24 protein-coding genes and 1 pseudogene are annotated in these 25,402 nt (G+C 63.9%); 17 read left to right on the top strand and 8 right to left on the bottom strand.

Features of this window, described 5'->3' with window-relative positions; translation table 11 throughout:
• Window positions 1-10: 10 nt before the first annotated feature.
• On the top strand, window positions 11-2,170 hold the full coding sequence (traD, locus tag CJ010_RS10605; protein WP_141018004.1) for a type IV conjugative transfer system coupling protein TraD: 2,160 nt from the start codon (window positions 11-13) through the stop codon (window positions 2,168-2,170).
• Window positions 2,167-2,916, top strand: a complete 750-nt coding sequence (locus CJ010_RS10600; RefSeq protein ID WP_141018003.1) for a TIGR03747 family integrating conjugative element membrane protein — start codon at window positions 2,167-2,169, stop codon at window positions 2,914-2,916. The genes traD and CJ010_RS10600 overlap by 4 nt, the downstream gene beginning before the upstream one ends.
• 27 nt (window positions 2,917-2,943) lie before the next feature.
• Here CJ010_RS10600 and CJ010_RS10595 read toward each other — a convergent pair whose 3' ends face one another.
• The 3 genes from CJ010_RS10595 to CJ010_RS10585 all read right to left on the bottom strand — a co-directional run bounded on the left by CJ010_RS10595 (window position 2,944) and on the right by CJ010_RS10585 (window position 4,902).
• Complete coding sequence (locus CJ010_RS10595) at window positions 2,944-4,236, bottom strand: type II toxin-antitoxin system HipA family toxin (RefSeq protein WP_168224930.1); 1,293 nt, start codon at window positions 4,234-4,236, stop codon at window positions 2,944-2,946.
• Complete coding sequence (locus CJ010_RS10590; RefSeq protein WP_205754932.1) at window positions 4,236-4,586, bottom strand: helix-turn-helix transcriptional regulator; 351 nt, start codon at window positions 4,584-4,586, stop codon at window positions 4,236-4,238. Before CJ010_RS10590 ends, CJ010_RS10595 begins: the two co-directional genes overlap by 1 nt.
• A 109-nt stretch (window positions 4,587-4,695) precedes the next feature.
• Window positions 4,696-4,902: a helix-turn-helix domain-containing protein gene (locus tag CJ010_RS10585; protein WP_240794558.1), complete on the bottom strand. Its 207-nt coding sequence runs from the start codon at window positions 4,900-4,902 to the stop codon at window positions 4,696-4,698.
• 274 nt (window positions 4,903-5,176) lie between these two features.
• Here CJ010_RS10585 and CJ010_RS10580 point away from each other — a divergent pair, with 274 nt between their 5' ends.
• The 10 genes from CJ010_RS10580 to radC all read left to right on the top strand — a co-directional run bounded on the left by CJ010_RS10580 (window position 5,177) and on the right by radC (window position 13,913).
• Window positions 5,177-5,545: an RAQPRD family integrative conjugative element protein gene (locus tag CJ010_RS10580; protein ID WP_141018001.1), complete on the top strand. Its 369-nt coding sequence runs from the start codon at window positions 5,177-5,179 to the stop codon at window positions 5,543-5,545.
• Window positions 5,542-5,781, top strand: coding sequence for a TIGR03758 family integrating conjugative element protein (locus tag CJ010_RS10575; protein ID WP_141018000.1), 240 nt, complete (start codon window positions 5,542-5,544; stop codon window positions 5,779-5,781). Before CJ010_RS10580 ends, CJ010_RS10575 begins: the two co-directional genes overlap by 4 nt.
• A 38-nt stretch (window positions 5,782-5,819) precedes the next feature.
• Window positions 5,820-6,182, top strand: a complete 363-nt coding sequence (locus CJ010_RS10570) for a TIGR03745 family integrating conjugative element membrane protein (RefSeq protein WP_141017999.1) — start codon at window positions 5,820-5,822, stop codon at window positions 6,180-6,182.
• 24 nt (window positions 6,183-6,206) lie between these two features.
• On the top strand, window positions 6,207-6,686 hold the full coding sequence (locus CJ010_RS10565; RefSeq protein ID WP_371415706.1) for a TIGR03750 family conjugal transfer protein: 480 nt from the start codon (window positions 6,207-6,209) through the stop codon (window positions 6,684-6,686).
• The gene (locus CJ010_RS10560; protein WP_141017997.1) at window positions 6,683-7,375 is read left to right on the top strand and encodes a PFL_4703 family integrating conjugative element protein; all 693 of its coding nucleotides are present in this window, start codon (window positions 6,683-6,685) and stop codon (window positions 7,373-7,375) included. The genes CJ010_RS10565 and CJ010_RS10560 overlap by 4 nt, the downstream gene beginning before the upstream one ends.
• Window positions 7,372-8,307, top strand: a complete 936-nt coding sequence (locus CJ010_RS10555; protein WP_141017996.1) for a TIGR03749 family integrating conjugative element protein — start codon at window positions 7,372-7,374, stop codon at window positions 8,305-8,307. The genes CJ010_RS10560 and CJ010_RS10555 overlap by 4 nt, the downstream gene beginning before the upstream one ends.
• Window positions 8,297-9,733, top strand: a complete 1,437-nt coding sequence (locus tag CJ010_RS10550; protein WP_141017995.1) for a TIGR03752 family integrating conjugative element protein — start codon at window positions 8,297-8,299, stop codon at window positions 9,731-9,733. The genes CJ010_RS10555 and CJ010_RS10550 overlap by 11 nt, the downstream gene beginning before the upstream one ends.
• Complete coding sequence (locus CJ010_RS10545; RefSeq protein WP_141017994.1) at window positions 9,714-10,148, top strand: TIGR03751 family conjugal transfer lipoprotein; 435 nt, start codon at window positions 9,714-9,716, stop codon at window positions 10,146-10,148. Before CJ010_RS10550 ends, CJ010_RS10545 begins: the two co-directional genes overlap by 20 nt.
• Window positions 10,148-13,084 (top strand): conjugative transfer ATPase, encoded by a 2,937-nt coding sequence (locus tag CJ010_RS10540; RefSeq protein WP_141017993.1) that lies wholly within the window; start codon window positions 10,148-10,150, stop codon window positions 13,082-13,084. Before CJ010_RS10545 ends, CJ010_RS10540 begins: the two co-directional genes overlap by 1 nt.
• Before the next feature lie 334 nt (window positions 13,085-13,418).
• A complete protein-coding gene (gene radC, locus CJ010_RS10530; protein ID WP_141017992.1) occupies window positions 13,419-13,913 on the top strand; it encodes a DNA repair protein RadC in 495 nt (164 codons plus the stop codon).
• A 257-nt stretch (window positions 13,914-14,170) separates the two neighbouring features.
• Here the strand turns inward: radC and CJ010_RS10525 are convergent, their stop codons facing one another.
• The 4 genes from CJ010_RS10525 to CJ010_RS10510 form a co-directional block, all read right to left on the bottom strand.
• Window positions 14,171-15,616 carry a serine protease gene (locus tag CJ010_RS10525; protein ID WP_141017991.1) on the bottom strand — a complete coding sequence of 482 codons (1,446 nt, stop codon included), beginning with the start codon at window positions 15,614-15,616 and terminating at the stop codon, window positions 14,171-14,173.
• A 216-nt stretch (window positions 15,617-15,832) separates the two neighbouring features.
• Window positions 15,833-17,557 (bottom strand): hypothetical protein, encoded by a 1,725-nt coding sequence (locus tag CJ010_RS10520; RefSeq protein ID WP_141017990.1) that lies wholly within the window; start codon window positions 17,555-17,557, stop codon window positions 15,833-15,835.
• On the bottom strand, window positions 17,554-18,756 hold the full coding sequence (locus CJ010_RS10515) for a dsDNA nuclease domain-containing protein (protein ID WP_141017989.1): 1,203 nt from the start codon (window positions 18,754-18,756) through the stop codon (window positions 17,554-17,556). The genes CJ010_RS10520 and CJ010_RS10515 overlap by 4 nt, the downstream gene beginning before the upstream one ends.
• A 537-nt stretch (window positions 18,757-19,293) precedes the next feature.
• Window positions 19,294-20,112, bottom strand: coding sequence for a reverse transcriptase domain-containing protein (locus CJ010_RS10510; protein ID WP_240794557.1), 819 nt, complete (start codon window positions 20,110-20,112; stop codon window positions 19,294-19,296).
• Between CJ010_RS10510 and CJ010_RS25710 the strand changes: the two are divergent.
• The 3 genes and pseudogenes from CJ010_RS25710 to CJ010_RS10505 all read left to right on the top strand — a co-directional run.
• Window positions 20,010-20,303, top strand: a pseudogene (locus CJ010_RS25710) (hypothetical protein); the annotation flags it as partial. The gene CJ010_RS10510 and the pseudogene CJ010_RS25710 sit on opposite strands and share 103 nt — an antisense overlap.
• Window positions 20,304-20,415: 112 nt before the next feature.
• Window positions 20,416-20,580: a hypothetical protein gene (locus CJ010_RS25420; RefSeq protein WP_240794556.1), complete on the top strand. Its 165-nt coding sequence runs from the start codon at window positions 20,416-20,418 to the stop codon at window positions 20,578-20,580.
• Window positions 20,573-22,786 carry a recombinase family protein gene (locus CJ010_RS10505; RefSeq protein ID WP_141017988.1) on the top strand — a complete coding sequence of 738 codons (2,214 nt, stop codon included), beginning with the start codon at window positions 20,573-20,575 and terminating at the stop codon, window positions 22,784-22,786. The genes CJ010_RS25420 and CJ010_RS10505 overlap by 8 nt, the downstream gene beginning before the upstream one ends.
• A 14-nt stretch (window positions 22,787-22,800) precedes the next feature.
• On the opposite strand, the gene CJ010_RS10500 is transcribed toward CJ010_RS10505, so the two are convergent.
• A complete protein-coding gene (locus CJ010_RS10500) occupies window positions 22,801-23,289 on the bottom strand; it encodes a reverse transcriptase/maturase family protein (protein ID WP_240794555.1) in 489 nt (162 codons plus the stop codon).
• An 824-nt stretch (window positions 23,290-24,113) separates the two neighbouring features.
• Between CJ010_RS10500 and CJ010_RS10495 the strand changes: the two genes are divergently transcribed.
• Both CJ010_RS10495 and CJ010_RS10490 read left to right on the top strand, forming a co-directional pair.
• Window positions 24,114-24,989: a hypothetical protein gene (locus CJ010_RS10495; protein WP_141017987.1), complete on the top strand. Its 876-nt coding sequence runs from the start codon at window positions 24,114-24,116 to the stop codon at window positions 24,987-24,989.
• A 50-nt stretch (window positions 24,990-25,039) separates the two neighbouring features.
• Window positions 25,040-25,363, top strand: a complete 324-nt coding sequence (locus tag CJ010_RS10490; protein ID WP_141017986.1) for a hypothetical protein — start codon at window positions 25,040-25,042, stop codon at window positions 25,361-25,363.
• Window positions 25,364-25,402: the final 39 nt, after the last annotated feature.

Raw genomic sequence — 25,402 nt, 5'->3', positions numbered from 1 at the left:
GGCCTGCGCAATGGCCCAGCCGCATGCCGTCGAGGTCCTCCTGCGGCCAGCGGTGGAGCTATACACCGTGGCGGTTTGCGCCGGCGCCGCGCTTCTGTGCCTGGCGGCACCGTGGTCGCTCGCGCTGAATCCACTGCTCGGGTTCGGCAGCGCGCTGGCCTTCCTGGCGTTCGGCGCGATCCGGCTGCGCGATGCCTGGGCGATCCTGCGCTACCGCCGCAACATCCGCCGCCTGCCGCGCTACGTGATGACCAGCCGCGACGTGCCGGTGAGCCAGCAGCGGCTGTTCATCGGCAAGGGCTTTCGCTGGGACCAGCGCCACACGCACCGGCTCATGCAGACCTATCGGCCGGAGTTCCGCCGCTACGTGGAGCCGACCGCGATCTACCGGGCCGCCCGGCGGCTGGAGGAGCGTCTGGAGTTCGCGCCGTTTCCGCTCTCGAAACTCGCCAGCGCCCTGGCCTGGGACAGCGCATTCAATCAGGTGCGTCCGTTGCCACCGCTCGGCGGGTTGCCGCGCCTGCACGGCATCGAACTGCACGAGGTCGACGTTACCTTGCCGCTGGGCGAGCGTGTCGGCCACTCTCTGGTGCTCGGGACCACGCGCGTGGGCAAGACACGCCTGGCCGAGCTCTTCATCACCCAGGACATCCGGCGCACGGTGGGCGGCCAGCACGAGGTCGTGATCGTGTTCGACCCCAAGGGCGACGCCGACCTGCTCAAGCGCATGTACGTGGAGGCTAAGCGCGCCGGGCGCGAGGGCGAATTCTACGTCTTCCACCTGGGCTGGCCGGACATCTCGGCGCGCTACAACGCGGTGGGCCGCTTCGGGCGCATCTCCGAGGTCGCTACCCGCATCGCCGGCCAACTCTCCGGCGAAGGCAACAGCGCCGCATTCCGCGAGTTCGCCTGGCGCTTCGTGAACATCATCGCCCGCGCCCTGGTCGAGCTGGGGCAGCGGCCGGACTACCTGCTGATCCAGCGCCACGTCATCAACATCGATGCGCTGTTCATCGAGTACGCCCAGCACTACTTCGCCAAGAACGAGCCGAAGGCCTGGGAGGTCATCGTCCAGCTCGAAGCCAGGCTGAACGAGAAGAACATCCCACGCAACATGATCGGGCGCGAGAAGCGCGTCGTGGCGCTGGAGCAGTACCTGTCGCAGGTGCGGATCTACGACCCGGTGCTCGACGGCCTTCGGTCGGCGGTGCGCTACGACCGGACCTACTTCGACAAGATCGTCGCCTCGCTGCTGCCGATGCTGGAGAAGCTGACCACCGGCAAGATCGCGCAACTGCTCGCACCGAACTATTCGGATCTCGACGACCCGCGGCCGATCTTCGACTGGATGCAGATCATCCGCAAACGCGCGGTGGTCTACGTGGGGCTGGACGCGTTGTCCGATGCCGAGGTGGCCGCAGCGGTGGGCAACTCCATGTTCTCCGACCTCGTGTCCGTCGCGGGGCACATCTACAAGTTCGGCATCGACGACGGCCTGCCCGGACCGGCGACCGGCGTGAAGGTGCCCATCAACGTCCACGCGGACGAGTTCAACGAGCTCATGGGCGACGAGTTCATCCCGATGGTCAACAAGGGCGGCGGTGCCGGCGTGCAGGTGACGGCCTACACGCAGACCCTGAGCGACATCGAGGCCCGCATTGGCAACCGCGCCAAGGCCGGCCAGGTGGTCGGCAACTTCAACAACCTATTCATGTTGCGCGTGCGCGAGACCGCCACCGCGGAACTGCTGACGCGGCAACTGCCCAAGGTCGAGGTGTATGCCACGGCGTTGATGAGCGGCGCCACCGACAGTTCCGACCCGCGCGGCAATACCGCCTTCACGTCCAACACCCAGGACCGCATCAGCAGCAACAGCGTGCCGCTGATCGAGCCGGCGCATGTGGTGGCGCTGCCAAAGGGGCAATGCTTCGCGCTGATCGAGGGCGGCAACCTCTGGAAAGTCCGCATGCCGCTGCCAGCGCCCGATCCCGACGAGGCCATGCCGAAGGATCTGCAGGCGCTGGCCGGCTACATGCGCCAACACTACGTCGAGGTCGACGACTGGTGGGACAATCAGGGCATGCCGGGCCTGCAGGACAGCGCCTTGCCCGCCGACCTCCTGGACGACTTCAAACAGATGGCGGCCGTCGATGAAGAGACCGGGGCATGAGCGACCCGGCCGTCGCGGTACAGCGCCAGCAGCAAGGACAGCAGGGGCTGATCGCCAACCTGGTCACGCTGCCGTTCCGCCTCTTCGGCGTGCTGTGCGGATCGCTGCTGCTGTGCATCGTGATCGAGTGCGTCGGCATGCACTTCTTCTGGCCCGAGCAGGGCTGGCGCCATGCGCAGGGGATGCTGTACTACGAGCTGGACCAGCTCACGGAGAACTTCACGCGTAGCGCGCTGGTGCACGAGCCGGGGCGCACCGCGCACCGGATGGTCGAACAGGGCCACCACTGGCTGTTCGTGAAAAGCGGCCTGCTGGACTGGATACGCGACGCCTCGGCGCAGGCCAGCGCCGGCAGCCACCGCCCGACCAAGGATTTCCGCTACTACATCGGCCTGGTCTACGTGAACGTGGAGAGCTACCTGATCGCGGCGGCCTACACGACGCTGGTCTTCCTCGTGCGGCTACTGGTGCTGTGCCTGACCCTGCCGCTGTTCCTGATGGCCGCCTTCGTCGGGCTGGTCGACGGCCTGGTGCGCCGGGACATCCGCCGCTTCGGCGCGGGCCGCGAGTCGGGCTTCATCTACCACCGCGCCAAGGCCAGCCTGTTGCCGCTGACCGTGTTGCCGTGGGTGACTTACCTGGCACTGCCGGTCAGCGTGAACCCGCTGCTGATGCTGCTGCCCAGTGCCGTGATACTCGGCGTCGCAGTATGCATCGCGGCGGCGACGTTTAAGAAGTACCTCTAACCGCCCGCTGGACTGGCGCTGCACGCCTCAATGGCCAAGTAGCGCAGCAGCGGCTGCCATCTGCTCATGCTCGAAGGCTGGCGCGAAGTCATCCAGTTCTGCCTGCCGCAAGCCCACTTCCGCGCTGAGTGCGACCTGCCGCCAGTTCGTCACTGCTGCATGCACTTCAGCCAGCACGGCAAGGGCCGGAGCTTCGTCCAGCCCGAAGTAGGAGGCACGCGCCAGCAACATCCCCACATCGGTGATCGGCCCATCCTGTTCGGACAGCCAGGTCTTGGACTCCCGCTCCTTATCCGGGAACGGATTGATGTCGAAGGCCGGCGCCAGGCGCCACTGGCCGTGCATCACATGCAGGAAGCCGTGGTTCTGCAGGTGGTCGTCCACGTTGGTGATCAGCAGATTGAACACCAACCGCCGCCAGAGTTGCCGCACATCCTGAGTCGGCGCGTGGCCGTAGGCCCGGATGGCGTCGGCGATCTCAGTGTAGCTGCGGTCTTCCTCGCGAGAGGCCTGCAGCAGCGACGCGGCGGATTGGTAAGGGATACGGCCATCGGCCTCGTCGCGATCGAAGCGATGGATGACAGCCACCGGCACCTCGCCCAGCGTCACGACCCGCGCCGGCGCGGAATCGATGCCAGCAAGCGCCGCCAGCTTCAAGGCCAGTACCTCGCCACGGGTGACGCTGCGCGCGTCACCCACGCTCGGGAACTTGCCGATAGCCAGTCGACCGTCCTCGTCCACCAGCGTGCACTTGGGCCGCATGCCGCCCAAGGACGTGCCCTTGCCCTGCAGATAGCGCAAATCCTCGGCTGTCTCATCGCCGCGCTCTACCGCCCGGCTGGCAAGAAAGACCCGCTCCAACTCGACCAGAGGCGGAGTGCTGCGCCGTCCGAGCATTGGCGTCCGGTGCCAGGTGCCATCCGGGTCGCGCAGGCGCAACGCACCAACCCGGCTGAAATCATCTACCGCGAGCAGATAGTCCAGTTCCGTGAGGGCCTGCAGCCTCGGATCGTCCTTGCGGCGCTTGGCGTGGTCCCGGGCGATGACGCGCCGGCCCCAGGCATCGGGCGCGGTGTCGGCAATGGCGCCGTGGAATACCGAATCGTGGGGCGAGGCTGCCTTGTGCGATTGGTGTCCCGCCAGCAGTTGCAGATCGGCCGATACATTGAAACGTGCCGGACTAACCAGCCAGCCCTCGTCATAGGCAAAGGCGCTGTTCTCGCGCCGTCCTTGGCGGACATATACGAGCGAACCCACCGGCAGGCCGGCCTTACCGATGCAGAGCTGAACCTGCCGACGGATCGAGGCGACGGTCGCCATCACAGCGCTCCCGAGGTGGCAGGCTTGCTGCGCACCCGCTTGGGCAGGCGCTCGTCCATCAGTGTCAGGCCGATGTCATCCTTGGCAGTATCCAGGAGGTTTTCCAGTGCCTGGATTTCGCCGAAGACATGCAGCGCGCGGGCGAAGAAGTGGATGGGCACCCGCACGTCGCCTTTCTCCATGCGCCGCACGGTAGATAGGGACGCGCCCATACGCTCGGCCAGCGAGGCCTGGGAGATATGTCGCCGTCGGCGCGCCAGAGAAATGTCGGCGCCGAATTTCCGTATGGCCCGTTCGACGGGCAGCGGAATGGGGGAGTCCATAGCAAGTGTTCCCATGAGAGCGATCATGGACCGTAGGAGTCTCTAGGAGATCGATTCTATACAACCATGGATGAGTTGCAAATAACAACTCCAAACAGAACACTTATTGAAAGAAACAACTCCTGTCGGAGTGTTATTAGGAACCACCATCTTGACGTTGTTCCGCCAAGATGACTTCGAGCGTGCGCACATGCCCATGCTTCTCCAGCTTCAGGTGATAGCCGGCCGCTTCGAGCAAGCGCACCAAGGCCGACACACTCATGTCACCCTTTGCAAGCGTTTCCATGCGGGTAACCGTTGTGCGTGCCAGGCCCGCACGCTGCGCAAGTTCACTCTGGCTCAAGCCCGCCTCTCGGCGGACGCACCGGAGCATGTCTGCGATATCGGCAAGTGTCGTCACATGTAGCCCTTGGGCATCAAAGTTGCTTATTGAAACAGAAACTGTAGCCCATGAGGCACATTTGTTGAGCCGACATTGCCCCTGCCCAACGATGGACACACTGTCCTCATGATTCGGCAGCATATCAATCCGGTCATCCGTTGATTCCCATTCCCTGCTGCGAGCACTGACCGCCCGCCTCAGCATCACGTCATTCGCCTCAACCGGGAATGGCACGATGAAACAGACCGGCTGCTGCACTTTCGCATGGCCGCATTTGCTGGCCGCGCTGCCTTGTGCCCTCGTCCTGACCTGCGCGCCCTTCCAAGCCACCCATGCCGCCGACAATGCACCTGAGCGTGAGCGCCTGGCGGCCCTTGTGCGCCAGATCGAACTGGCCGACCGTCTCGCCGAGCACGCGGCCAGCACAGTGTCGCAGGAACGCGCCCGCTACCACTTCGACTACGCTCGGCTGCGCGCCGATCTGCGGCGCGTACGTACCGGCCTGCACGACTACCTCGTCCCGCAGCGCGCCCAGCCGCGCGACCCGATCCCGCTGATCGGCGATTACGTGCGCCATAACGAGCGGGAGGAGTCCACGCCATGACGCCCTCGGCCGATCAGGTCGCCGCCTTCCAGGCCAACGGCGGTTTCACGCCTGCGACCGTGTCCACCGTCGTCCTTGGCTTCGTCTTCGCCGTCCTCCTGCTGTGGGGCGTGTGGGCGATGCGTACCGCCTATGTCGGTTGGGCCGAAAACCGACTGACTCAGCCCCAGTTCCTGGGCGTCGTCGTGCGCTTCGTCGCGATGTACCTGGTGCTGAGCTTCTTCCTCCTTGCCTGAGATCCCCACTCCTGACCACCACGAAAGGTTGAATCGCCATGACCCCTTCTTCGACTTCTCGCCGCACCGCGCGCATTGCTGCCGTGCTTGCCCCACTTGGCCTCGCAGCAACCCCGCTGGCCTCGTGGGCTGCGCTCCCCACCATGGAAGACCCGTCGCGCGGCGCCGGCAGCGGCATCATGCAGACGCTGCAGAACCACGGCTACGACATCGTGCTGCTGATCGCGCTGCTCGTGGTCGCCTCGATGTTCGTCGGCGTCTGCTATCACGCCTACACGCGCTACTCGGAGATCCACACCGGCCGCGCCACCTGGGGCCAGTTCGGCCTGACGGTGGCCGTGGGCGCGATCCTGCTGGTCGTCGGCATCTGGCTGCTGACCAAGGCCACTGGCGTGCTGTAAGGGCCGGGACCGATGGCCGGCACTATGGACAGTCCGCGGGAGGGTCCGCGCGACGGCCTCGTGACTTTCTTGCCGCATCGCCTGAACCGACACCCGGTGGTTGTGCGAGGGCTGACGGCGGACGAATTGTGGATCTGTTCCGGCCTGTCGGCGGTGGCCGGGTTCGCGGCTGGCGTGCCGTTGGCCTGGCTGACGCACAGTATTGCCATGGTGCCTACGCTGATCGCCGCGGGCATCGGGATGGGCGTCGTCGTGGGCGGCGGCTTCCTGCGCCGACAAAAGCGCGGCCGCCCCGACACCTGGCTCTACCGCCAGCTCCAGTGGCGGCTCGCACTGCGCTACCCCGCACTGGCAGCCTACGCGGGGGGACGCGAGCTCATCACCCGCTCGGGCTGGTGGAGCACCCGGCGCCAGCGTTCCGCCAGCGCCGCCCGAGTGGGGGGCAATCCAGTGCGTTCCCAAGCGCGCGTCCCGGATCACGCAGTGCGGAGGATCGTACATTGAGCCGATTCAAGAACGAGGTCACCCACCTGCAGGCACATGTGAAGACGCTGCGTCTCGGTGCCGCCGCGCTGTTCGTGGTGGCGCTGCTGCTCGGTTTCGGCTGGTGGAGCGCGCCCAAGAGCCTGACCATCCATGTACCTCCGGATCTGCGTTCCGGCAGCACCCGCCAATGGTGGGACGTGCCACCGGAGAGCGTCTACGCCTTCACCTTCTACATCTGGCAGCAGGCACAGCGCTGGCCGACGAATGGAGAGGAGGATTACCCACGCAACCTGCACGCGCTGTCCGCCTATCTCACGCCGAGTTGCCGGGCCTTCCTGCAACAGGACTACGAGTATCGGCGCAGCAACGGCGAGCTGCGCCAACGTGTGCGCGGCATCTACGAGATTCCGGGGCGGGGCTATGGCGACGATCCGACGTTGCGCGTACAGGCCGTTTCGGCAAGCAACTGGGTCGTCACGCTGGACGTGAGCGCCGACGAATACCTGGGCGCCGAGCAGGTCAAGCGCGCACTGGTGCGCTACACGCTCAAAGTCGTGCGCATGGACGTCGACCCCGAGCGCAACCCCTTCGGCCTGGCATTGGACTGCCACGCGAGCGTACCGCAGCGCATCGAGCTGCCATCGGCCCCCTCGCCCGCCAGCCACCCAGCCAGTGCTGGATCTCATCTGCAGGGGGAAGCCCCATGAAGCACCTTGTCCTGCCGGCCGTGGCCGGCCTCCTGCTCAGCTTGGGCCTCATCTCCACCAGCCAAGCCGTGGAGATCCTGCGCTGGGAGCGTCTGCCGCTGGCCGTGCCCCTCGTGGTCGGCCAGGAGCGCGTGGTCTTCATCGATCGCAACGTGCGCATCGGTGTGCCGGAGAGCATCGGCGATCACCTGCGCGTGCAAAGCGCGGGCGGTGCGATCTACCTGCGGGCGAGCGAGCCGATCCCGCCGACGCGGCTGCAACTGCAGGACGTGGAATCCGGCGCGATGATCCTGCTCGACATTGCGGCCGAGCCGGCAAGAGCGGGCCAGGCGCCGCTGGAGCCGGTGCGCATCGTCGCGGGTGACGAGCGAGCCGGCCGGCGTCACGACCAGGCCGGTGACTCGACCAACGCGGATGCAGAGTCCGGACCCGGTACGCCCACGTCGACAGCCCGGCGCGCAACCCCTGTGTCCGTGATCCTGACGCGCTATGCGGCGCAGAACCTTTACGTGCCGCTGCGCACTGTGGAGCCCGCCGCCGGCATCGTTCGCGTCAGCCTGCGCCGCAACCTCGCACTGAACAGCCTGTTGCCCACGCTGCCCGTGCGCGCATGGGCGCTGGCCGCGTGGCGACTGGAAGACCAGTGGGTGACGGCGGTGCGGCTCACCAACACCTCCGCACACTGGCTGGACCTCGACCCGCGCGCGCTCCAGGGCGATTTCGTCGCGGCGACCTTTCAGCATCCGACCCTCGGGCCGGCGGGTCGGTCGACCGACACGACCGTGGTCTACCTCGTTACCCGGGGCCATGGCCTGGCCGAGTCGCTGCTGCCGGTGCTTGCCCCCATCGATGCGATGGTGAGCCTGCCGCCGGCAGCGGCCGCCGGCCAGGCCGAAGGAGGCCGGGAAAAAGAGGCGCGCGATGAAGAGTAATCCGCTGCTCAAGTGGCTGCTGATCCCGATGGCGCTGCTGCTGGTGTTCGTCGGCGTCAAGCTCTTCTCCGGTGATCGCGGCGCCAAGCCCGCGCCGCCCGGCGCTGCCAGCCAGCTTACGCCCGAGGAGATGAAGGCCCTGGGCATCGAGGGCGACACGCCGCGCGATACCGTCGCCACCCTGGTGGCCCAGGTCAAGCAGTTGCGCAACGAACTGCAGACGGCCCTCACCGACAACAAGCACCAGAGGGTCGAGAACGAGCGCATGCGCGCCCGCGAAAGCGCAATCGACCAGCGTATCAAGACTGCCCTGGACGGCGAGCGTGGCCGCCTGCAGCAGGACCGCGAGCAGGTGGCGAGCGACCGCCAGCAGACGCAGAGCCTGCTGCAAGACCTGCAGCGGCGTCTCGACAGCCTCTCCAGCAAGGGCGCTCAGACCGATCTGCCCGTTGGACTGGGCCTGGAAGCGGTTGACAGCAAGAACTTCAGCGGTGGCAATGGCATGCGCTGGGTCGAGCCGGATGACACCAAGGCTCAGGCCAAGAACGGTGGCATCGGCAGCGGCCCGAGCTTTCCGACGAGTTTCGGGCCGGCCCAGAAAGCGCTGTCGGCCGCGGCGGACACTGTCGCCACCGCTGGGAGCCGCGCCGTGGGCGCCTCAACCAAGCCGGTCTACACGGTGCCGTCGAACTCGACGTTGATGGGCTCCGTCGCCATGACCGCGCTGATCGGCCGCGTGCCGATCGACGGCACCGTCAACGACCCGTATCCCTTCAAGGTGCTGATTGGTCCGGACAACCTCACCGCCAACGGCATCGACATCCCCGACGTGGCCGGCGCCGTGATCAGCGGCACCGCCTCGGGCGACTGGACGCTTTCCTGCGTGCGCGGCCAGATCCGCAGCGTCACCTTCGTCTTCCACGACGGCACCATTCGCACGGTGCCTGAAGACGGCAGCAGGAGCCAGCGCGGCACGGGCAGCCAAGCCAATGGCAACGGCACGACCCAAGGCGGCCTGGGCTGGATCAGCGACCCCTACGGCATCCCGTGCGTTTCCGGCGAGCGGCGCAGCAACGCCCAGCAATATCTCGGTTCGCACGCACTGATCACCGCGGCGGGGGCGGGCGCAGCATCGCTCATCAAGTCCGACAACGGCAGCGTGGCCGTGGTCGCCAACAGCAACGGCTCGCTCGGGACAGTCGGCATCAGCGGCAACGAGGCCATGGGTCGCATCCTGGCCGGCGGCGTACGCGACATGGCCGACTGGGTGAACAAGCTCTACGGGCAGGCCTTCGCCGCAGTCTACGTGCAGCCCGGCGCGAAGGTCGCCGTCCACCTGGAGCAGCCGCTCAACATCGACTACGACGCCAAGGGGCGCCGGGTCAATCACAGCCTCGGAGAAGCCCATGGGTCGGATCTGGATTGAAACGACCGCGACCCTGCTCGCGGTCATGGTGCTGGGTGGCTGCGCCACCAGCAAGGACGCATTGATGCCGCATGGCCCGCACACCATGCACGACGTCTGGAACCAGGAGACCGGCGGCGGCGTGGGCGGTAGCCTGCCCGCCCGGCAACTGCTCGATGCGTGCCAGAGCCTGCGCCGGCCGCTGACCGAGGCCGACGTGCAGACCGCCCCCGTAGACAACGCGGCCTACACCCGGACCGCCGCCAACGAGATCTACCGTCAGTTCCACCGGCTACCGAACCCGGACCTGGTCATGTACGTCTTCCCGCACCTGGCCGGCAGCGACCCCGTGCCGGTGCCCGGCTACACGACCGTGTTCCCGCTGTACCAGCGCGTGCAGTACGCGATGCCGGGCGAGCGTCTGGAGGACTACTGATGGCCTGGACCTTGCCCTGGACGCGCAAGGCAGCGGCGCACGCCAGCACCCAGACGCCAGGCACCGAGACGCCAGCCACCCAGAGGCCAGCCGACGACGCCTGGACGCGGCACGTGTCGGCCCTGGCGTCGCAGGGCATTGCCGAGCCCGGCAGCGCCCTGGACAGCCCCCAACGCAAACCCGCCACCGAAGCGGATGCGCAGGCGCTCTACGATGTGGCGCCATCCTTTGCCGACCTGCTGCCTTGGGTGGAATACCTGCCGGACTCCAGAAGCATACTGCTCGAGGACGGCCAGTCGGTCGCAGCCTTCTTCGAGTTGCAGCCGATCGGCACCGAGGGGCGCGAGATGTCCTGGTTGTGGCAGGCGCGCGATGCGCTGGAGAACGCGCTGCAGGATTCCTTCGACGAACTCGACGAGAACCCCTGGGTGGTCCAGCTCTACGCCCAGGATGAGGCGAACTGGGACGGCTATCTGCGTGCGCTGGCCAGCTACGTGAGGCCGCGTGCCCAAGGAAGTGCCTTCAGCGAGTTCTACCTGCGTTTCTTCGCGCATCACCTGCGTGCCATTGCCAAGCCCGGCGGATTGTTCGAGGACACCACGGTGACGCGCCTGCCATGGCGCGGCCAGGTCCGGCGGGTACGCATGGTGGTCTACCGGCGCACGCCCACGCCCGCCTCAACCCGCCGTGGTCAGTCGCCCGAGCAGGCGCTCACGTCGATCTGCGACCGCCTCGCCGGTGGGCTCGCGAATGCGGGGGTAAAGGCCCGCCACATGGACGCCGCTGACATCCACGACTGGCTGCTGCGCTGGTTCAACCCCCATCCGACCCTGCTCGGTCCGAGCGCCGAGGATCGGGAGCGCTTCTACGCGCTGACCCGTTATCCCGAGGAGCAGGAAGCGGACGAGATCGAGCTGGAAATGGAACTCGCAAGTGGCGACTTCGCACAGCGCCTGTTCTTCGGCCAGCCGCGTTCGGACGTGGACAGCGGCACCTGGCGCTTCGATGACCTCCCGCACCGGGTGATCGTGATGGACCGGCTGCGCATGCCGCCCTCGACCGGCCACATCACCGGCGAGACCCACAAGGGTGGCAATGCGGTCAATGCGCTGTTCGACCAGATGCCAGAGGACACGGTGATGTGCCTGACCCTGGTCGCTACGCCGCAGGATGTGCTGGAAGCACACCTCAACCACCTGAGCAGGAAGTCGGTCGGTGAGACGCTCGCCTCGGAGCAGACCCGGCAGGACGTGCAGCAGGCGCGCAGCCTGATCGGCGGTGCACACAAGCTCTACCGTGGCACGCTGGCGTTCTACCTGCGCGGGCGCGATCTGCAGCAGCTCGATACCCGCGGCCTGCAGCTCGTCAATGTCATGCTCAACGCGGGCCTGCAGCCGGTGCGCGAGGAAGACGAGGTGGCGCCGCTCAACAGCTACCTGCGCTGGCTACCCTGTGTGTTCGACCCGGCCCTGGACAAGCGGCAGTGGTATACCCAGCTCATGTTCGCCCAGCACGCCGCGAACCTGGCACCGGTCTGGGGCCGCAGCCAGGGCACCGGGCATCCCGGCATCACCTTCTTCAACCGCGGCGGCGGGCCGATCACCTTCGACCCCCTGAACCAGCTCGACCGGCAGATGAACGCCCACCTGTTCCTGTTCGGCCCCACCGGCTCGGGCAAGAGCGCCACCCTCAACAACATCCTCAACCAGATCACGGCGATCTACCGGCCGCGCCTCTTCATCGTCGAGGCGGGCAACAGCTTCGGCCTGTTCGGCGACTTCGCGACCCGGCTGGGCCTAACGGTGCATCGTGTCAAGCTCGCCCCGGGTGCCGGAGTGAGCCTAGCCCCGTTCGCCGACGCCTGGCGCCTGGTGGATACCCCCAGCCAAGTGCAGACCCTCGATGCCGACGCCCTGGACGAGGACCGGGACGACGCCGCGCAAGCGCCCCACCGCGACGAGGAAGGCGACGAGCAGCGCGACGTGCTGGGCGAGCTGGAGATCACCGCGCGGTTGATGATCACCGGGGGCGAAGACAAGGAAGAAGCGCGCATGACGCGCGCCGACCGCAGCCTGATCCGCCAGTGCATCCTCGAGGCGGCGCAGCGCTGTGTTGCAGACCGGCGCACGGTGCTCACTCGCGACGTGCGCGACGCACTGCGCGAGCGCGCCCGCGATGCGACCCTGCCGGAGGTCCGGCGCGCCCGGTTGCTGGAGATGGCCGATGCCATGGATATGTTCTGCCAGGGTGTGGACGGCGAGATGTTCGACCGGCCCGGCACGCCCTGGCCCGAGGCCGACATCACCGTCGTGGACCTGGCGACCTTCGCCCGCGAGGGTTACAACGCGCAGCTCTCGATCGCCTATATCTCTTTGATCAACACGGTCAACAACATCGCCGAGCGCGACCAATTCCTCGGGCGGCCCATCATCAACGTGACCGACGAGGGCCACATCATCACCAGGAACCCGCTGCTCGCGCCCTACGTGGTCAAGATCACCAAGATGTGGCGCAAGCTCGGCGCGTGGTATTGGCTGGCGACGCAGAACATCGACGACCTGCCCAAGGCGGCCGAGCCCATGCTCAACATGATCGAGTGGTGGATCTGCCTCTCGATGCCGCCGGACGAGGTGGAGAAGATTGCGCGCTTCCGCGAACTGAACCCGGCGCAGAAGGCGCTGATGCTCTCCGCGCGCAAGGAGGCCGGCAAGTTCACCGAGGGCGTGATCCTGTCCAAGTCGATGGAGGTGCTGTTCCGCGCGGTGCCGCCCAGCCTCTACCTGGCGCTGGCCCAGACCGAGCCGGAAGAGAAGGCCGAGCGCTTCCAATTGATGCAACAGTACGGCATCAGCGAGCTGGATGCGGCCTTCAAGGTGGCCGAGAAGATCGACCGTGCCCGGGGCATCGAATCGCTGCCGCTCGGATCGCTGGCTTGAGCGGCTGAGGGGGAGAACCATGGTGCGCTTAGCCCCACTTTCGGCACTCGATCTGCTTGCTGCAGGCGACATGGCGACCGTCGAGCCGTCCCGATCCCCAGACATGCCCGCCGCGTCCGTCGGCGACATGCCCAGGTAGCCCTCGATCATCAAGGCTACGGTGCGGCTCGACCGCGCTGATCGAAAACCCGTTCGCATCGCATCCCTCGCCGCGAACGGCCACCGCACCCGCGGTGGCGGATGCCCACTCGTCGCCTGTCTCATCCCGTCGTCCCCTGGAGGGTTTGCCCTCCCCGGGCAGGAGCCCTCCGATCTCATCCATTGGAGGTTCGCCATGTCTTGCGTCATCGCCGATTCCAGACCGGAGTCGCTCACCCTGATCGCAGCCCAGCACGAAGACTGGATCATCCAGCAGGCCATTACCCTGCTCGAGAACCGTATCTTCAAGGCCGGTCCAGCGCTGTCCAGCCCCGCCGCCGTGCGCGATTACCTGCGCATGAAACTGGTCGTGGAGCCCAACGAAATCTTCGCCGTCGTGTTCCTCGACAGCCAGCACCAGGTGCTCGCCTACGAGCCACTGTTCAAGGGCACGGTGGACCAGACCTCGGTGTATCCGCGGGTGGTCGTTCAGCGCGCCTTGGCCCTCAACGCCTCGGCGCTGATCCTGGCGCACCAGCACCCGTCCGGCGTGACCGAGCCCTCGGCCGCCGATCGCGCACTCACCGACCGGCTGCAAACAGCCTTGGCGCTGGTCGACATCAGAGTGGTGGACCACTTCGTCATCGGCAAGGGCACACCGTACTCGTTCGCTGAGTCGGGGCTGCTGTAGCCATCCCCGCGGGAGCTTCGGCTCCCGCTTTTCGGCTAGGTGCAGCCGCATGCCGTTTCCGCAAACCGGCCGCGTGAACGTCCGCCGCACTTCGAGGCGTGCCGTTGGGCCAATTCACACAACTCGGCCTGAGCCGACACTGGACGCGTTGCGCTTGTCGAGCAGCTATGCTTCGGTTACTTGCCGCTCGGCCGCGACTCGCTCTCGACGGCAGCTTCCCACCATATGGAATGAGTACTACCGACCCGATGTCGGCATTAACTCGGAGGAGCACGCCGCTTAGGGCGTATAACACCGGAAAACGTGATCGATGCCTGCATAAACTGTGCGGCCTCTTGATCGAGGGTGAGCTCCGCCTCAAAGTGGCAGCGCTGGACTAGCTCCATGCTTGCCGTCGGACCATCGACCGAAGTGTTTATAAAATGGGCGTCGTAGTCCCCTGCCACCGCCAGATAGTCCGCAGCGGGCACTTGCACCGTCCACACGACTGACAGCAGATCGAAGGCAACGGCAATGGCAACGGTACCATCCTCATCCTCCCACACAGACAGAAGGTAGGCGTCCTCTGAGCCCTCAAAGTCATCGACGGCGAACGCCCGGATTGGCGCCAAGCACGCTGCGGGCACGTCAGACGCCGCAAGGAAGCAGTGCACCGACGGCAGCGCTAACTTCTCAAGATGCGCCAGCGCGGTGTCGGCTGCTGCTGTTTCTATCTCAGGAAGCCACCGCTCTTCGAACTCCTCCAACTGCGCATCGGCAAGCAACCTCCGCGTGGACCGCGACGACACCATCGCCGCGGGATCCACCGACACTGCCATGAGTTCGGCCTCAGGCTCGGATAACGCCATCCTAATGTCGCCGCGCTTGCTCCTTCTGACCCGGCCCTTGAGCTTCACGAGTCCTAGGGCCTGCGCCGCGAACAGGTCGATATCGCCCCATGCAGGCGACGACAGCCTGTTGGAGACCTTTAGGCGAAGCGCCTCCCAGATCAGAGTGACGTAGGACGGCCCGCCGTCGATTGACGACGACACGATGCCCACCAGCTCGCCGTTGGCGTTGACCACGGGGCCACCACTCATGCCGCCTTTGGTATCCATCGCGACCTCAATGCACGCGGAAGGCATGCGTTCGCCGCGGCCGTGCGGATAGGCCTCGGTCACCACTCCGGACGTTACAAGCGGTGTGATCAGCGCCGTGGCGTCTTGCAGCCCGCCCTGGCGGTAGCCGAATGCCCAGACGCGCTCACCGACCAGAGGCAGGGCGACCCGCAGCGGCGCCAGCGTCAGCGGATGGTGCAGGTGCGCCTCCGAGTTCAGCGTGCAGCCCAGCAGCGATATGTCTGAGACGATCCGGCGATCCGCTCCGAAGGCACTGGGCCCCGTCACGGTCGACCGCTCGCGCGGAAGCCAGGCACGCGCCCCATTTGGCACGAATGTTAGCAGCACCGGGTCGGCGTTCCGCGCGATGAACTCTTCCAGCACGTGCGTGGCCGCCACTACCAGTCCCGGACCAATCATGACGCCACTGCCCAGAACGATGGGGCCGTCTTCTTCGATCAGGGCGAGGGCGACCAGCGCATCGCCGGCCTCGTGCAATGAGCCCATCGGCCCTATGCCGTCCTCGTCCGAATATATGGCGGTGGCCCAGGACCGCTGCAGCGTCGCGAGAGCAGGATTATCTTCGGTGATTCGGACTGAGAGCATCGGTCTTTGTCCCCATAGATAGGTCTGATCACGAGACCAGTCGGCCTGCCGCTGGCAGACACGGTAGCGGGCAACAATTCCGGCAGGCTACGCGTCCGGCGGGTGTGCCAAGCGGGCCAGTCTGGCGCGCGCCCACCTGGATGGCCGTACAAAACGGGGTACGGTCCTCCAAATTTGACCGCTCAATAACTTTGGAGTTGGTCACTGTACCGTTCATCATGCGGTGTGGACCGCAGGTCTTAGGCTCTCTCTCAGCGCCGATAGGGGCTCCTGAAGGAGTGCCACCGCCTCATCAAAGATGTCCTTCGAAAGGACCTGTCTCTTCTCCGTGAGCCGTACAACTTCGAAGTCTCCTAGCTGTACGCTCGTTGGCAAGCGCTCCGCTGCCAATATGACTTGATGGTGAATTCCGGCGGCTCTGCCCAAAACTTGGACCATCTTCGTCAGATTGGAATCGTCCTGGCCCGACTGCTGCGGGGTATCAACCACAAAGGGAAATAGTGGGGAGTCGCCCCATTCAGCGTTGGTCGCGAGCATGGCCAGGTGGACTGCCAGCATGGATCGAGGCGCAGAGCTTCCTCCAGACTGCGCACGTGTACCGGGCCTCGGTTCGCCGATCTGCTCATCTATGGGGACGTCGACCAAGCTGGACAGACTCGATACTTGCGCCGAAAAATACTGGCGCACTGCAGACAGGCGCTCCGGGTCTTCGAACTTCTTGACCTGTTCGTCCGCCTTCGCCCTCTCTGCCTCGAGTTTCTTCAGTGCCCCGGAAAGATCGCGGCTGACACGCTGGAAGGCTGTGTCGAGTGTCCTCTTGCTCTGAGAGGCGAGGACCTCCTCTAGTTTCAGTTTGACTCGCCGCTCCTGTTGAAGCTTGTCCAGCTCGGCGATGTCGCGCGCCACTGATTGCAAGCTGGCGCGGATGCTGGCCTCCTTGCTGCCGATGTCGTCCGCCTGTGTCCGAAGCTCCATGATGAGACCTCCCAGGGACTCCACATCACTGGAGAGAAGAATGCGGGCATGGAAGGAGCTTTCGTGCACGGTGCCACAGGTGGGGCACTCGATGGACTCGCCAGCGCGATCGGTGAGGTATGCAAAGTCACCCTTCAGCTCGCTGTATGCCGCAAGGGCAATTTTCAGCTCCGACTTCACCTTCTCACGAATGTTGACGAGACCCAGCAGTTGCCCGCGAATGCGAACCTGATCTTGCTGGAGCTTGGTCGCCTTGCGACCAAGCTCGGCAAGTTCGCTGCGGAACGCCGCAAAGTTTAGGGACGGCAGGTTCTTGGGCAGGACGTCTTGCACCCGCTTGAACGCTGCTCGGTGCGCTTCGAGCTCCTTCCGCCGCTCATTGGCTCGGTCACCAATCTCGGTCGAAAGATACTTCGCATGAAAGTAGGCATTGGGCCTCATTCCAATGAAGGATTCGAAGGTGGCGCCCTTCCAGTTCGAGAACTGTGTAAGCTGTTCGAAGGTATCCCACCCGGCGCCCCAACTACCGTCCTGGTCCATATAGAACGGCATGAACATGTACTCTGGTCCGGCTTGCGAGAAGGTCGCACTCTGGGGGCGCTTGAGCCTTAGCTCGAAGCCGAAGAAGGCTGCAATCTGCTTGGACCAAGCACTCATGTTGTCGGCAGAGAAGAGCAACTGGTCGTTGTCTTCGAACATACCAAGCCGCTTACCGTCACGGACAACCATATAGTTGGTGTCGCGATACGCGAACTCCAGGGCGGCGACGGTGTCTGGATCCCAGATGCCTGCGTCGCGCTTTCGAGTCTTGCACCCAAAGACCCAATACAGATTCTTGACGATCCGCGACTTACCGGTTCCGTTCGGTCCCAGCAGCAGCGTCTTCTGACTGAACTGCTGCTTTCTGGCGCTCCCGTCTCTCGCGGACACGAGCCAGAGCGTCTTGTAAGTCACGCGCTGGCTCATTTTTCTTCCTTAGGTTCCGGACCAGCCGGAGCAGTGAATACGTTGAGGTCGATTGCATCGAATACCACCAGTAGCGCCACAGCGCGGATATAGCCCAAGGGTAGGCCGCTGCACTCGGCTGGGCTCGATGCCCGGGCCTCCTCAACAACCTGGTTCATCAGTTCGCCCAACGTCGCCTTCGCGCCGATGGCCGCCTCAACTTGAAATCGAGCCCGCTGAAGCGCGTTCGCGACCCCGCTGAATATCATGTTGGTCCGGTCGGATGCATCGGCGCATACCCTGACCCGCTGGGCCTTGATGTCCTTGCGCTCGATGAAGGGGTGCCCCTCCCGATCCAACTCGGTAGTGGCTTCGACTAGGATTTCACTCAGCGGCGCCCTCGACTGCGCGACATTGGCCAGAATGTCCAAGGCCTGGGTCCTGGAGATGATGCGGAGCTTGAGCTCTTCAAAGTTGCGTGCGTAGGTCGTGCTGGACGCCCGGCTCTGTATTTCGCTGGCAAGGACACGCGCCGCCACCGACGTATGACTCAGCGGGAACGGCAGCCGACCCGTGGACGATAGTTGCTCTAGCTTCCCACTGACGAAAATCTCTGGCTCACCCAGCGGGAGATTGGTCTTGAAAACCAGAACGCCCGCCAAGTCGACCTCCTCTTCCGGGATGCACAGTTGAGTACTGATGGCGAGCTTCACGAGCGTCTGCTGCTCGGCTGTCAGAGAGGACAAGTCTGTATTGGTAGCGAGGGAGGCCCCACCAGCTTCGTTGGGCAGCTTGACCCCGATGTTGGAGACAAACTTCAGATTTGCACGGGAGGCCCCGAACTGCGCTCGACGGGCATACAGTTTGGCGAGGATGGAATGCTCATGCGTGCCGTCCTTGCGTTTACTGCCCTTCTTGTGAAGGTCCTTCAGAACCCAAACGCCTTCGCGCTCATGCTTCTTGACTTGGCAAAACTCCACTTTTGTGGGGGCTTGCGCGGAATCGAGGATAGCTACGTCCTCCTTGACCTCGACGCCCACGGCGAAGTCATCCTCGCCGCCAAGAAGTTCAGCGATCGATAGGGCGGCCCACCACTGCTGGAAGGTGAAGCCTAGGCAGGCATTGGCGCCGTTCTTCTCGTCTATGGGACGGTCACGGAGAAAGACTGCCAGGCTGTCCTGAACGCTCTCCGCGCGCCTCGCATGGGTCCGCTGTGACATTTATCGCTTCTTGTATTCTGTCCTGTGCTCTCTATCGACAGTATCACCACGTCATCTCAAACGCGGCACCGAATTTGCGAAGTCTACTTTACTTGACATCTCGATACACGATGCAAACCTACAACTGACGCCCCTCATCGGCCAAATTAGCAATCTCATGCCAGTCGGCCGAGTTCGACGTCTATGGCCGCTTCGAGATCGAGACCGGCCCTTGAACCAGGGTCAGCCCAGCGTCAGCTCCGGCCGAGGACCGGAAGTCGGCCTATGCTGCCGGCCAGCCTGCAATGATTGAGCGGCGGTATCGTTGCGGAAAGCTGCCGCACGGCCCTCCGCACGGTTGAACGGCAGGCTTTCGGTTCATCGAACTAGTAGCATCGGTAGAGTAGAGATGTGGCGCGGTAGCAGTAGGCTCGGTTTGTCTGTTGTCCGCCCCTTTCGTCTGGCGGTGCCCGAGTAACCTTGCCTTAACCCCGTTTCCACATCCCCCTCATCGAACCGGACGTGCAGATTTCCCGCATCCGGCTCTCAGACAAGACATCACGCCTTCGCCCACGCCTTGTTGCGCCCGCCCAGGCTGGCAAGACCGAAGTACCCGTAAAGGTGCGAGAGTGGATAATTCCCGCCCTTGCTTCGCCTGACCTTGTATTTGTTGCGCAACCACCGACGCAACCGCGTCGCCGTGTAGCTGTCGAGCGCACGATAAGCGCGGCTGACGGTCCCTACACTGAAGTAGTTCGCCCAGCCGCGCAGCGCACGGTTCAACTTGCTCACCAACTCCGTGGTCTCTTGCCATCCCGTTCTCAGATCGGTCAACGCATGAACCTTCTCGACCATGCGCCGGATACTCTTCTTCGACGGCCACAGGGCAATACGAGCCTTCCCTGTTTGCGCCGAGTACCTTCTTCCGAACGTATAACCCAGAAAGTCGAACTCGCCTTCCGGGACCTTGCAGATTCGTGTCTTCTCCTCGTTCACCGTCAGCTTCAGTTTGCCCATGATCTGGCGCATTCGCTGCAAGGCTTCTTCCGCCTTGCCACGTTTGCAAAGGATCACGAGGTCGTCGGCGTAGGTGACGATTCGACTGCCAAGGCTGCGCTCCAGCCCGAGCTTCTTCCACCCCAACACAAACCGCCGCATGTACAGGTTCGACAGCAACGGCGAGATTGGGGAGCCTTGCGGGATGCCGCGCCCGTTGTCCCTGGCTTCGGTCGTACGCTTCGTTCTTCCTCGGGAATCGGTTTCTTCTACGGCACATTCGAGCCACATCTTGTTCAGATGCAGCACACGCCGATCAACGATACGCCGCGCAAGCGACAGCATCAGTTCGGCATGCGGAATGCTGCCAAAGGAAACCACGACAGACTACCCCTCTCCACGACCTTGCTCAGTCGGTCATCATCACACGAGCCGGCCACCCGTTCGAGGGGCTGCGCCTCCAAGTCATCAGCCGACGGCAACGAGCCGGGCGATCACACCTTCTGCTGACGCTTCCCGACCAGTCACGCGGGCTGATTCCCGCCGACTGGACCGATTTCTCCGCCGGTGACCCTCCCGCGAGTACCACCGCTACATCGGATGCACTGGGCTCACTTACCGACTTGCTCCACGCTCGCCTGATCATTGACGCCTTACTGCGCCAGACGAAACAGGAGAGCAACGATGCAACTGAACCTGACCTTCGCAGACCTGCCGTCGGGCGACGACGGTCTGTGGGAGCAACTCGACGAAACAACACGCGAAGCGGTGATCGACCGGCTGGCTCAAGCGATCGCAACGGTCGTGACGGACAAGCATCCGAGCCAACGGGAGACCAATGATGAGTGACGCCACGACCAAGATTGGCCCAAGCCATTTGCAACGGGCCGCTTTCGTCTACATCCGTCAGTCCAGCGCCAGTCAAGTCGAGCACAACAAGGAATCGACAGAGCGCCAGTACGCACTCGCCCAACGCGCCAGGGTCCTCGGCTGGCACGAGCGACAGGTCAGCGTAGTCGATGAGGATCTGGGGCTCTCGGGAGCGAGCACGTCGGGTCGGAGCGGTTTTGCGCGGATGACCGCCGAGGTTGCGCTCGGACATGTTGGCATCATTCTCGGGCTGGAAGTCTCGCGCCTGGCGCGCAATAATTCTGACTGGTACCGACTGCTCGATCTGTGCACCATGACTGACACGCTGATCGGTGACGCCGACGGTGTGTATAACCCGGCGCTGTTCAACGACCGGCTGTTGCTCGGTCTCAAGGGCACCATGAGTGAAGCTGAACTGCATACCCTGCGCGCACGTCTGGATGGCGGCATTCGCAACAAGGCCGCACGGGGAGAATTACGCCGTGGTCTACCGACCGGCCTGGTTTGGGGCGAGGCTGAAGGTGAAGTCAAACTGCATCCCGACGAAGCCGTCGTCGGTGCGCTGCGAGCCGTGTTCGAGCGCTTTAGCGAATTCGGCTCGGCCCGCCGCGTCTGGCTGTGGTTCCGGGCGGAGCAGCTGTCGTTTCCCCTGCAAATGCATCACACCGAGCAGATCCGCTGGGTCGCCCCCACCTACACCGCAATCTACAACGTCCTCTCCAATCCGGTCTATGCCGGCGCCTACTGCTATGGCAAGACCCGACAGGAACGCTATGTCGATGAGCACGGCACGCTCAGGACGCGATTGCGTCGACTGCCTCAAGCGCAGTGGGCCGTACTCATCCGGGAGCACCACGAAGGCTATATCGATTGGGCCACTTATGAAGCCAATCAGTCGCGCCTGGGGGCCAATATCAAGCCCCGCCCACATGAAGCCGGCGGTGCGGTGAGAGAGGGCACTGCCTTGCTGCAAGGCCTGGCCAGTTGCGGTCACTGCGGCCGGCGGCTCAAGACGCACTATCGCGGCACGAACCAGACGCCCGGCTACCATTGCAGCAACAAGGGGATCGAGAACGGTCGCGGCGTCTACTGCCTCAATGTCGGCGGTGTGCAAATCGACGCTGCGGTCGCGGAGGCCTTTCTGCATGCCGTTGAACCCGCCGGCCTTGAGGCGGCGGTACGCGCCGCAGAACGCCTCGAAGCCGATCACGACGCTGCACTCGCGCAGTGGCGACTGACCGTGGAACGGGCGCACTATGCAGCGCAACGCGCCGAGCGGCGATACCACGCCGTCGATCCCGAGAACCGCCTGGTGGCGCGCGGGCTCGAAGCGCAATGGGAGAAGCTCCTGCACGAACTTGAACAGGCCCAGCACGAGTTGGCTCGACGTGAGCAACTACGTCCCCGTACATTGAGTGCGGAGGAACGACGCAGCCTGCTCGCGTTCGGCCACGATCTCCAACGCCTGTGGCATGCACCGAGCCTCACCGTGCGCGATCACAAGCAATTGCTGCGCACGCTGCTCGAGGAGGTTTCCATTACCGTGCATCGCGAACAATATCGGGCGCAGCTCAAGCTGCGCTGGCGCGGCGGCAAGCTCACCGAATGCAACGTCGCCTTACCGCGCTCACGACCCGCCACTATTCGCACCGACGAAGACACCATTGCCCTGGTACGCCGGCTGGCACAGCACTATCCCGATGCGACCATCGCGGGCATTCTCAACACCCAGGGCCGTGTCACCGCGCGGAGCTTGCGTTTCAACCAGAACCTCGTCGGTAACCTCCGGCGGCATTGGAAGATTCCCTGTTTCGAACAACCGGCCGAGCATCCCGACGGCGAGCTGCTCAGCATTCGCCAGGCCGCCCGCGTACTGGGAACAGCACCGTCCACGCTACACCGATGGGTCAACGACGGCTTCATCGCAGGGGAACAAACGACGCCTGGCGCACCCTGGCGTATTCGCATCACCGACGCGTTGCGCAGCCGCTTCGTCGAGCACAGCCCGGCAGGCTACGTGGTGATGCAGGATGCGACCAGATTGCTCGGCGTCACCCGTCAAACCGTGTTGCAGCGTGTAAAGCGCGGCGAACTCGACGCGGTCCTGGTCTGCCACGGACGGCGCAAAGGCTTGCGCATCAAGGCGCTCGACGATCAGCCTGACCTCTTCGAACACACCTCATAAACCAAGGGGCATTGTTATGCAGAATCCAAGTAGTCCGCGAGGTCGGCGTCAACGACGTCCATGTGACCGCGGTACAGGCGTTCCTCCACCTCCTTCGCCGCCTGCTGGGCATTGCGGCCCTGCCGGTAGGCGTACTGCTCGGGAGGAAGGTCGGCTTCGAAGATCGGTTCGAGCACCAGCATTGCTGCTGTCATGCAGACCCGATCCCGCAGGGTCGAGATTCCCAGTGGCCTGAGCTTGCCGTTGGCCTTCGGGATGAACACTCTCCGAATAGGGTCCGGTCGGTAACTCTCCTCTTTGAGGGCAAGCGCCAGTTCGTCCAGCCATCGCCGCACCCCATACGCTTCGACGTCGGCAAAGTCCTGACGATCCACGCCCGGAGCGCCCTTGTTGGAGCGGCACTGCGCATAGGCATGGGCCAGAATGTCTTGCCGGTGAATCTTGTCGTACAGAGCGTAGAAGCGGTAGCCGGATTCCGACTTCGCTTTCGCGTGTAACGCCATCTGCAGTTTCTGAACACTGATCGGAGTTGATAGGTTGCCCAATCTCCACGTCCCTCACTACGTCTTGCGTCGATCTTGAATCAAGGCCCCTTCCCTCCACCGGCATTACCCGGCTTCCTCGGTACTACGGGCCTCTCCGCCACCCCAAGCCGCCCGGACCGTCTCTCACGAGCGTCCGGTTGGTCATCCCTGACCACGCCAAGGGGCTTCCCGTGTTGCGTGCGCTTTCCTTGTGTACATGCTGTCGCCACTACCCCGGCACAGCGACTGGCGGTCCTGCCTCGCTCATCCGTCCAGCCGTATCAGCCTTCCCCGAAAGGGTCGTCGGGTCGGCCTGTGCATCGTCTTTTTCGAGGCTTACTCAGCGTTCACTCGCGTTACGGCCTGCACACTCGCGCTGCCACCGAATTTTGTGGCCCGCTTACCCGAAGGCTTCAGCCATTTCGTTACCTCCATGACTGCTCCGGTTGCTTCCGGCTGGAGCATTTCGCCGGGTGGGGCTTTCACCCACTGGAAAAGCGCCGCCTTTGCACGGCGCACACCCTTTGGAGTCGGTCGTCGAGCTAGCTGAAGTACACGCCACTGGTCGGCCGCCAAACGCTTCGTCGGCATTTTGCTTCCGCTGTGAGGCGGACGACGAGTCACGACGAGCGGTCCGGCGTCTCCAAGTGAACGCAGCGGGCACGGCTGGCAAGAAACCACACGCTGCCTAATGGTTTAGACACAAAGCGCCGCAGCTGAGCACGACAAAGTGCCGAAAATTTCATACCCCGCTTCCCAATTCCGACCAAACTAACAGTTACCGATAACGCGAGCGCTAGCTGATGAAAAACAGGTCGTTTCGCCCAGACTTCAGCATCCCACATCAGAACGCGATTGTTGGCCCCCACTGGACTGGCGACTTAGGCTATGCATATCGGGAGGGCTTCATGCAGGCGACGTTAGCTTTGCTCGCTACCGCTGCCGCGGAGTCCTACGTCGACCCCAATACCGGCGAGACTGCTCTCGTCTTTGTAGACGCGCTTGTGTATCCGATTTGTTTCAATGCCAGACACTTCATCGAGCTGTTCCTGAAGGACTCGATTCGGGCCGTCTCAGCTCTGGGTACGAACGCAACCCAGGTCGGCGTCATTTCCACCCATGACTTAACCAAGCTGTGGGCAGACTTCGCGGCTGCCATCGCGCGTGACAGTCGTCTCGTGGAACTTGGAATGCCGCTGGAGGATGTGTTCAAGGACATTGCCGAGGTCGACAACACCGGCATGACGTTTCGGTACTCTCATGATCTTGACGAGAACGTACATCTTCCCAACAGTGAACATATCAGCTTGGGCGTGCTCGGTAACCGGCTGCGGGAGATGTTCAAGCAGGCGGAAGAGTTCTCCGTATGCTTGACGGAGCTGCAACAGGAATACGCGCAGGGCACGTTTACTGGCAAGTTGCATCGAGTGAACATTGAGGCTATCGCCAAGCGACTGCCTCCTCACGAGAGGTGGGCAGAAGATCTCAAGCCGGTCAAGAAAGAAATATGTGACCAACTTGGGCTTTCGTCGAACGAGTTCCGCATAGCTCTTATGCTGATAAGGGACCATAGAGAGTTTTCCGGCTTAATCGGGCTCGAGCTACCGCTCGCTGAGGGCCTATCGACATTTTCACACGCCTCGCACGCGTTCATGCTGGCGAAGCTGCTCACGACGTGATTACGAGGACTGAATGGCTAAGCCTAGATGCGGTGATGGAGATTAGCCGCTTGGACTCGTACAGTGAGGAGTACGACCCGTATCTGAAGCACATCTCGTGCCCTGATTATGAAGGGCGATTTGACCCCGCTCATATCGCCAGAAATGCGTATGCACGTAACCAGCGTTTGCATGGCGGACTAGTGAAGCTCGGTCAGCGAACGCTTCTGGCAGCACTTGCGGAAGCCATTCCGCACCTAGCGGAGCCAATGACGATACCGCCGAAGCGTACCGTCGCGGAGATTTCAGCGCTCGTGGGAGAGACGTTCGCGCAACTTAAGCGTTCGAACTCTGGCCCCGAAGCCATTGAGGGCGACGAGCCTGATGAGGGCTGACCGGGGACAAGGAAGGGCTCATGGGGCTGTTTCAGCCGC

This window comes from Azoarcus sp. DD4 (assembly GCF_006496635.1).
In the GTDB taxonomy this organism is placed as follows: Bacteria; Pseudomonadota; Gammaproteobacteria; order Burkholderiales; family Rhodocyclaceae; genus Azoarcus.
Note: the sequence above shows the minus strand (reverse complement) of the source record. Positions and strands in the feature narration are given on the sequence as shown.

Coding starts and splice junctions, on each gene's coding strand:
- traD (WP_141018004.1), top strand. CDS start 11: ATGGCCCAGCCGCATGCCGTCGAGGTCCTCCTGCGGCCAGCGGTGGAG.
- CJ010_RS10600 (WP_141018003.1), top strand. CDS start 2,167: ATGAGCGACCCGGCCGTCGCGGTACAGCGCCAGCAGCAAGGACAGCAG.
- CJ010_RS10595 (WP_168224930.1), bottom strand. CDS start 4,236: ATGGCGACCGTCGCCTCGATCCGTCGGCAGGTTCAGCTCTGCATCGGT.
- CJ010_RS10590 (WP_205754932.1), bottom strand. CDS start 4,586: ATGATCGCTCTCATGGGAACACTTGCTATGGACTCCCCCATTCCGCTG.
- CJ010_RS10580 (WP_141018001.1), top strand. CDS start 5,177: ATGAAACAGACCGGCTGCTGCACTTTCGCATGGCCGCATTTGCTGGCC.
- CJ010_RS10575 (WP_141018000.1), top strand. CDS start 5,542: ATGACGCCCTCGGCCGATCAGGTCGCCGCCTTCCAGGCCAACGGCGGT.
- CJ010_RS10570 (WP_141017999.1), top strand. CDS start 5,820: ATGACCCCTTCTTCGACTTCTCGCCGCACCGCGCGCATTGCTGCCGTG.
- CJ010_RS10565 (WP_371415706.1), top strand. CDS start 6,207: ATGGACAGTCCGCGGGAGGGTCCGCGCGACGGCCTCGTGACTTTCTTG.
- CJ010_RS10555 (WP_141017996.1), top strand. CDS start 7,372: ATGAAGCACCTTGTCCTGCCGGCCGTGGCCGGCCTCCTGCTCAGCTTG.
- CJ010_RS10550 (WP_141017995.1), top strand. CDS start 8,297: ATGAAGAGTAATCCGCTGCTCAAGTGGCTGCTGATCCCGATGGCGCTG.
- CJ010_RS10545 (WP_141017994.1), top strand. CDS start 9,714: ATGGGTCGGATCTGGATTGAAACGACCGCGACCCTGCTCGCGGTCATG.
- CJ010_RS10540 (WP_141017993.1), top strand. CDS start 10,148: ATGGCCTGGACCTTGCCCTGGACGCGCAAGGCAGCGGCGCACGCCAGC.
- radC (WP_141017992.1), top strand. CDS start 13,419: ATGTCTTGCGTCATCGCCGATTCCAGACCGGAGTCGCTCACCCTGATC.
- CJ010_RS10525 (WP_141017991.1), bottom strand. CDS start 15,616: ATGCTCTCAGTCCGAATCACCGAAGATAATCCTGCTCTCGCGACGCTG.
- CJ010_RS10520 (WP_141017990.1), bottom strand. CDS start 17,557: ATGAGCCAGCGCGTGACTTACAAGACGCTCTGGCTCGTGTCCGCGAGA.
- CJ010_RS10515 (WP_141017989.1), bottom strand. CDS start 18,756: ATGTCACAGCGGACCCATGCGAGGCGCGCGGAGAGCGTTCAGGACAGC.
- CJ010_RS25420 (WP_240794556.1), top strand. CDS start 20,416: ATGCAACTGAACCTGACCTTCGCAGACCTGCCGTCGGGCGACGACGGT.
- CJ010_RS10505 (WP_141017988.1), top strand. CDS start 20,573: ATGAGTGACGCCACGACCAAGATTGGCCCAAGCCATTTGCAACGGGCC.
- CJ010_RS10500 (WP_240794555.1), bottom strand. CDS start 23,289: ATGGCGTTACACGCGAAAGCGAAGTCGGAATCCGGCTACCGCTTCTAC.
- CJ010_RS10495 (WP_141017987.1), top strand. CDS start 24,114: ATGAAAAACAGGTCGTTTCGCCCAGACTTCAGCATCCCACATCAGAAC.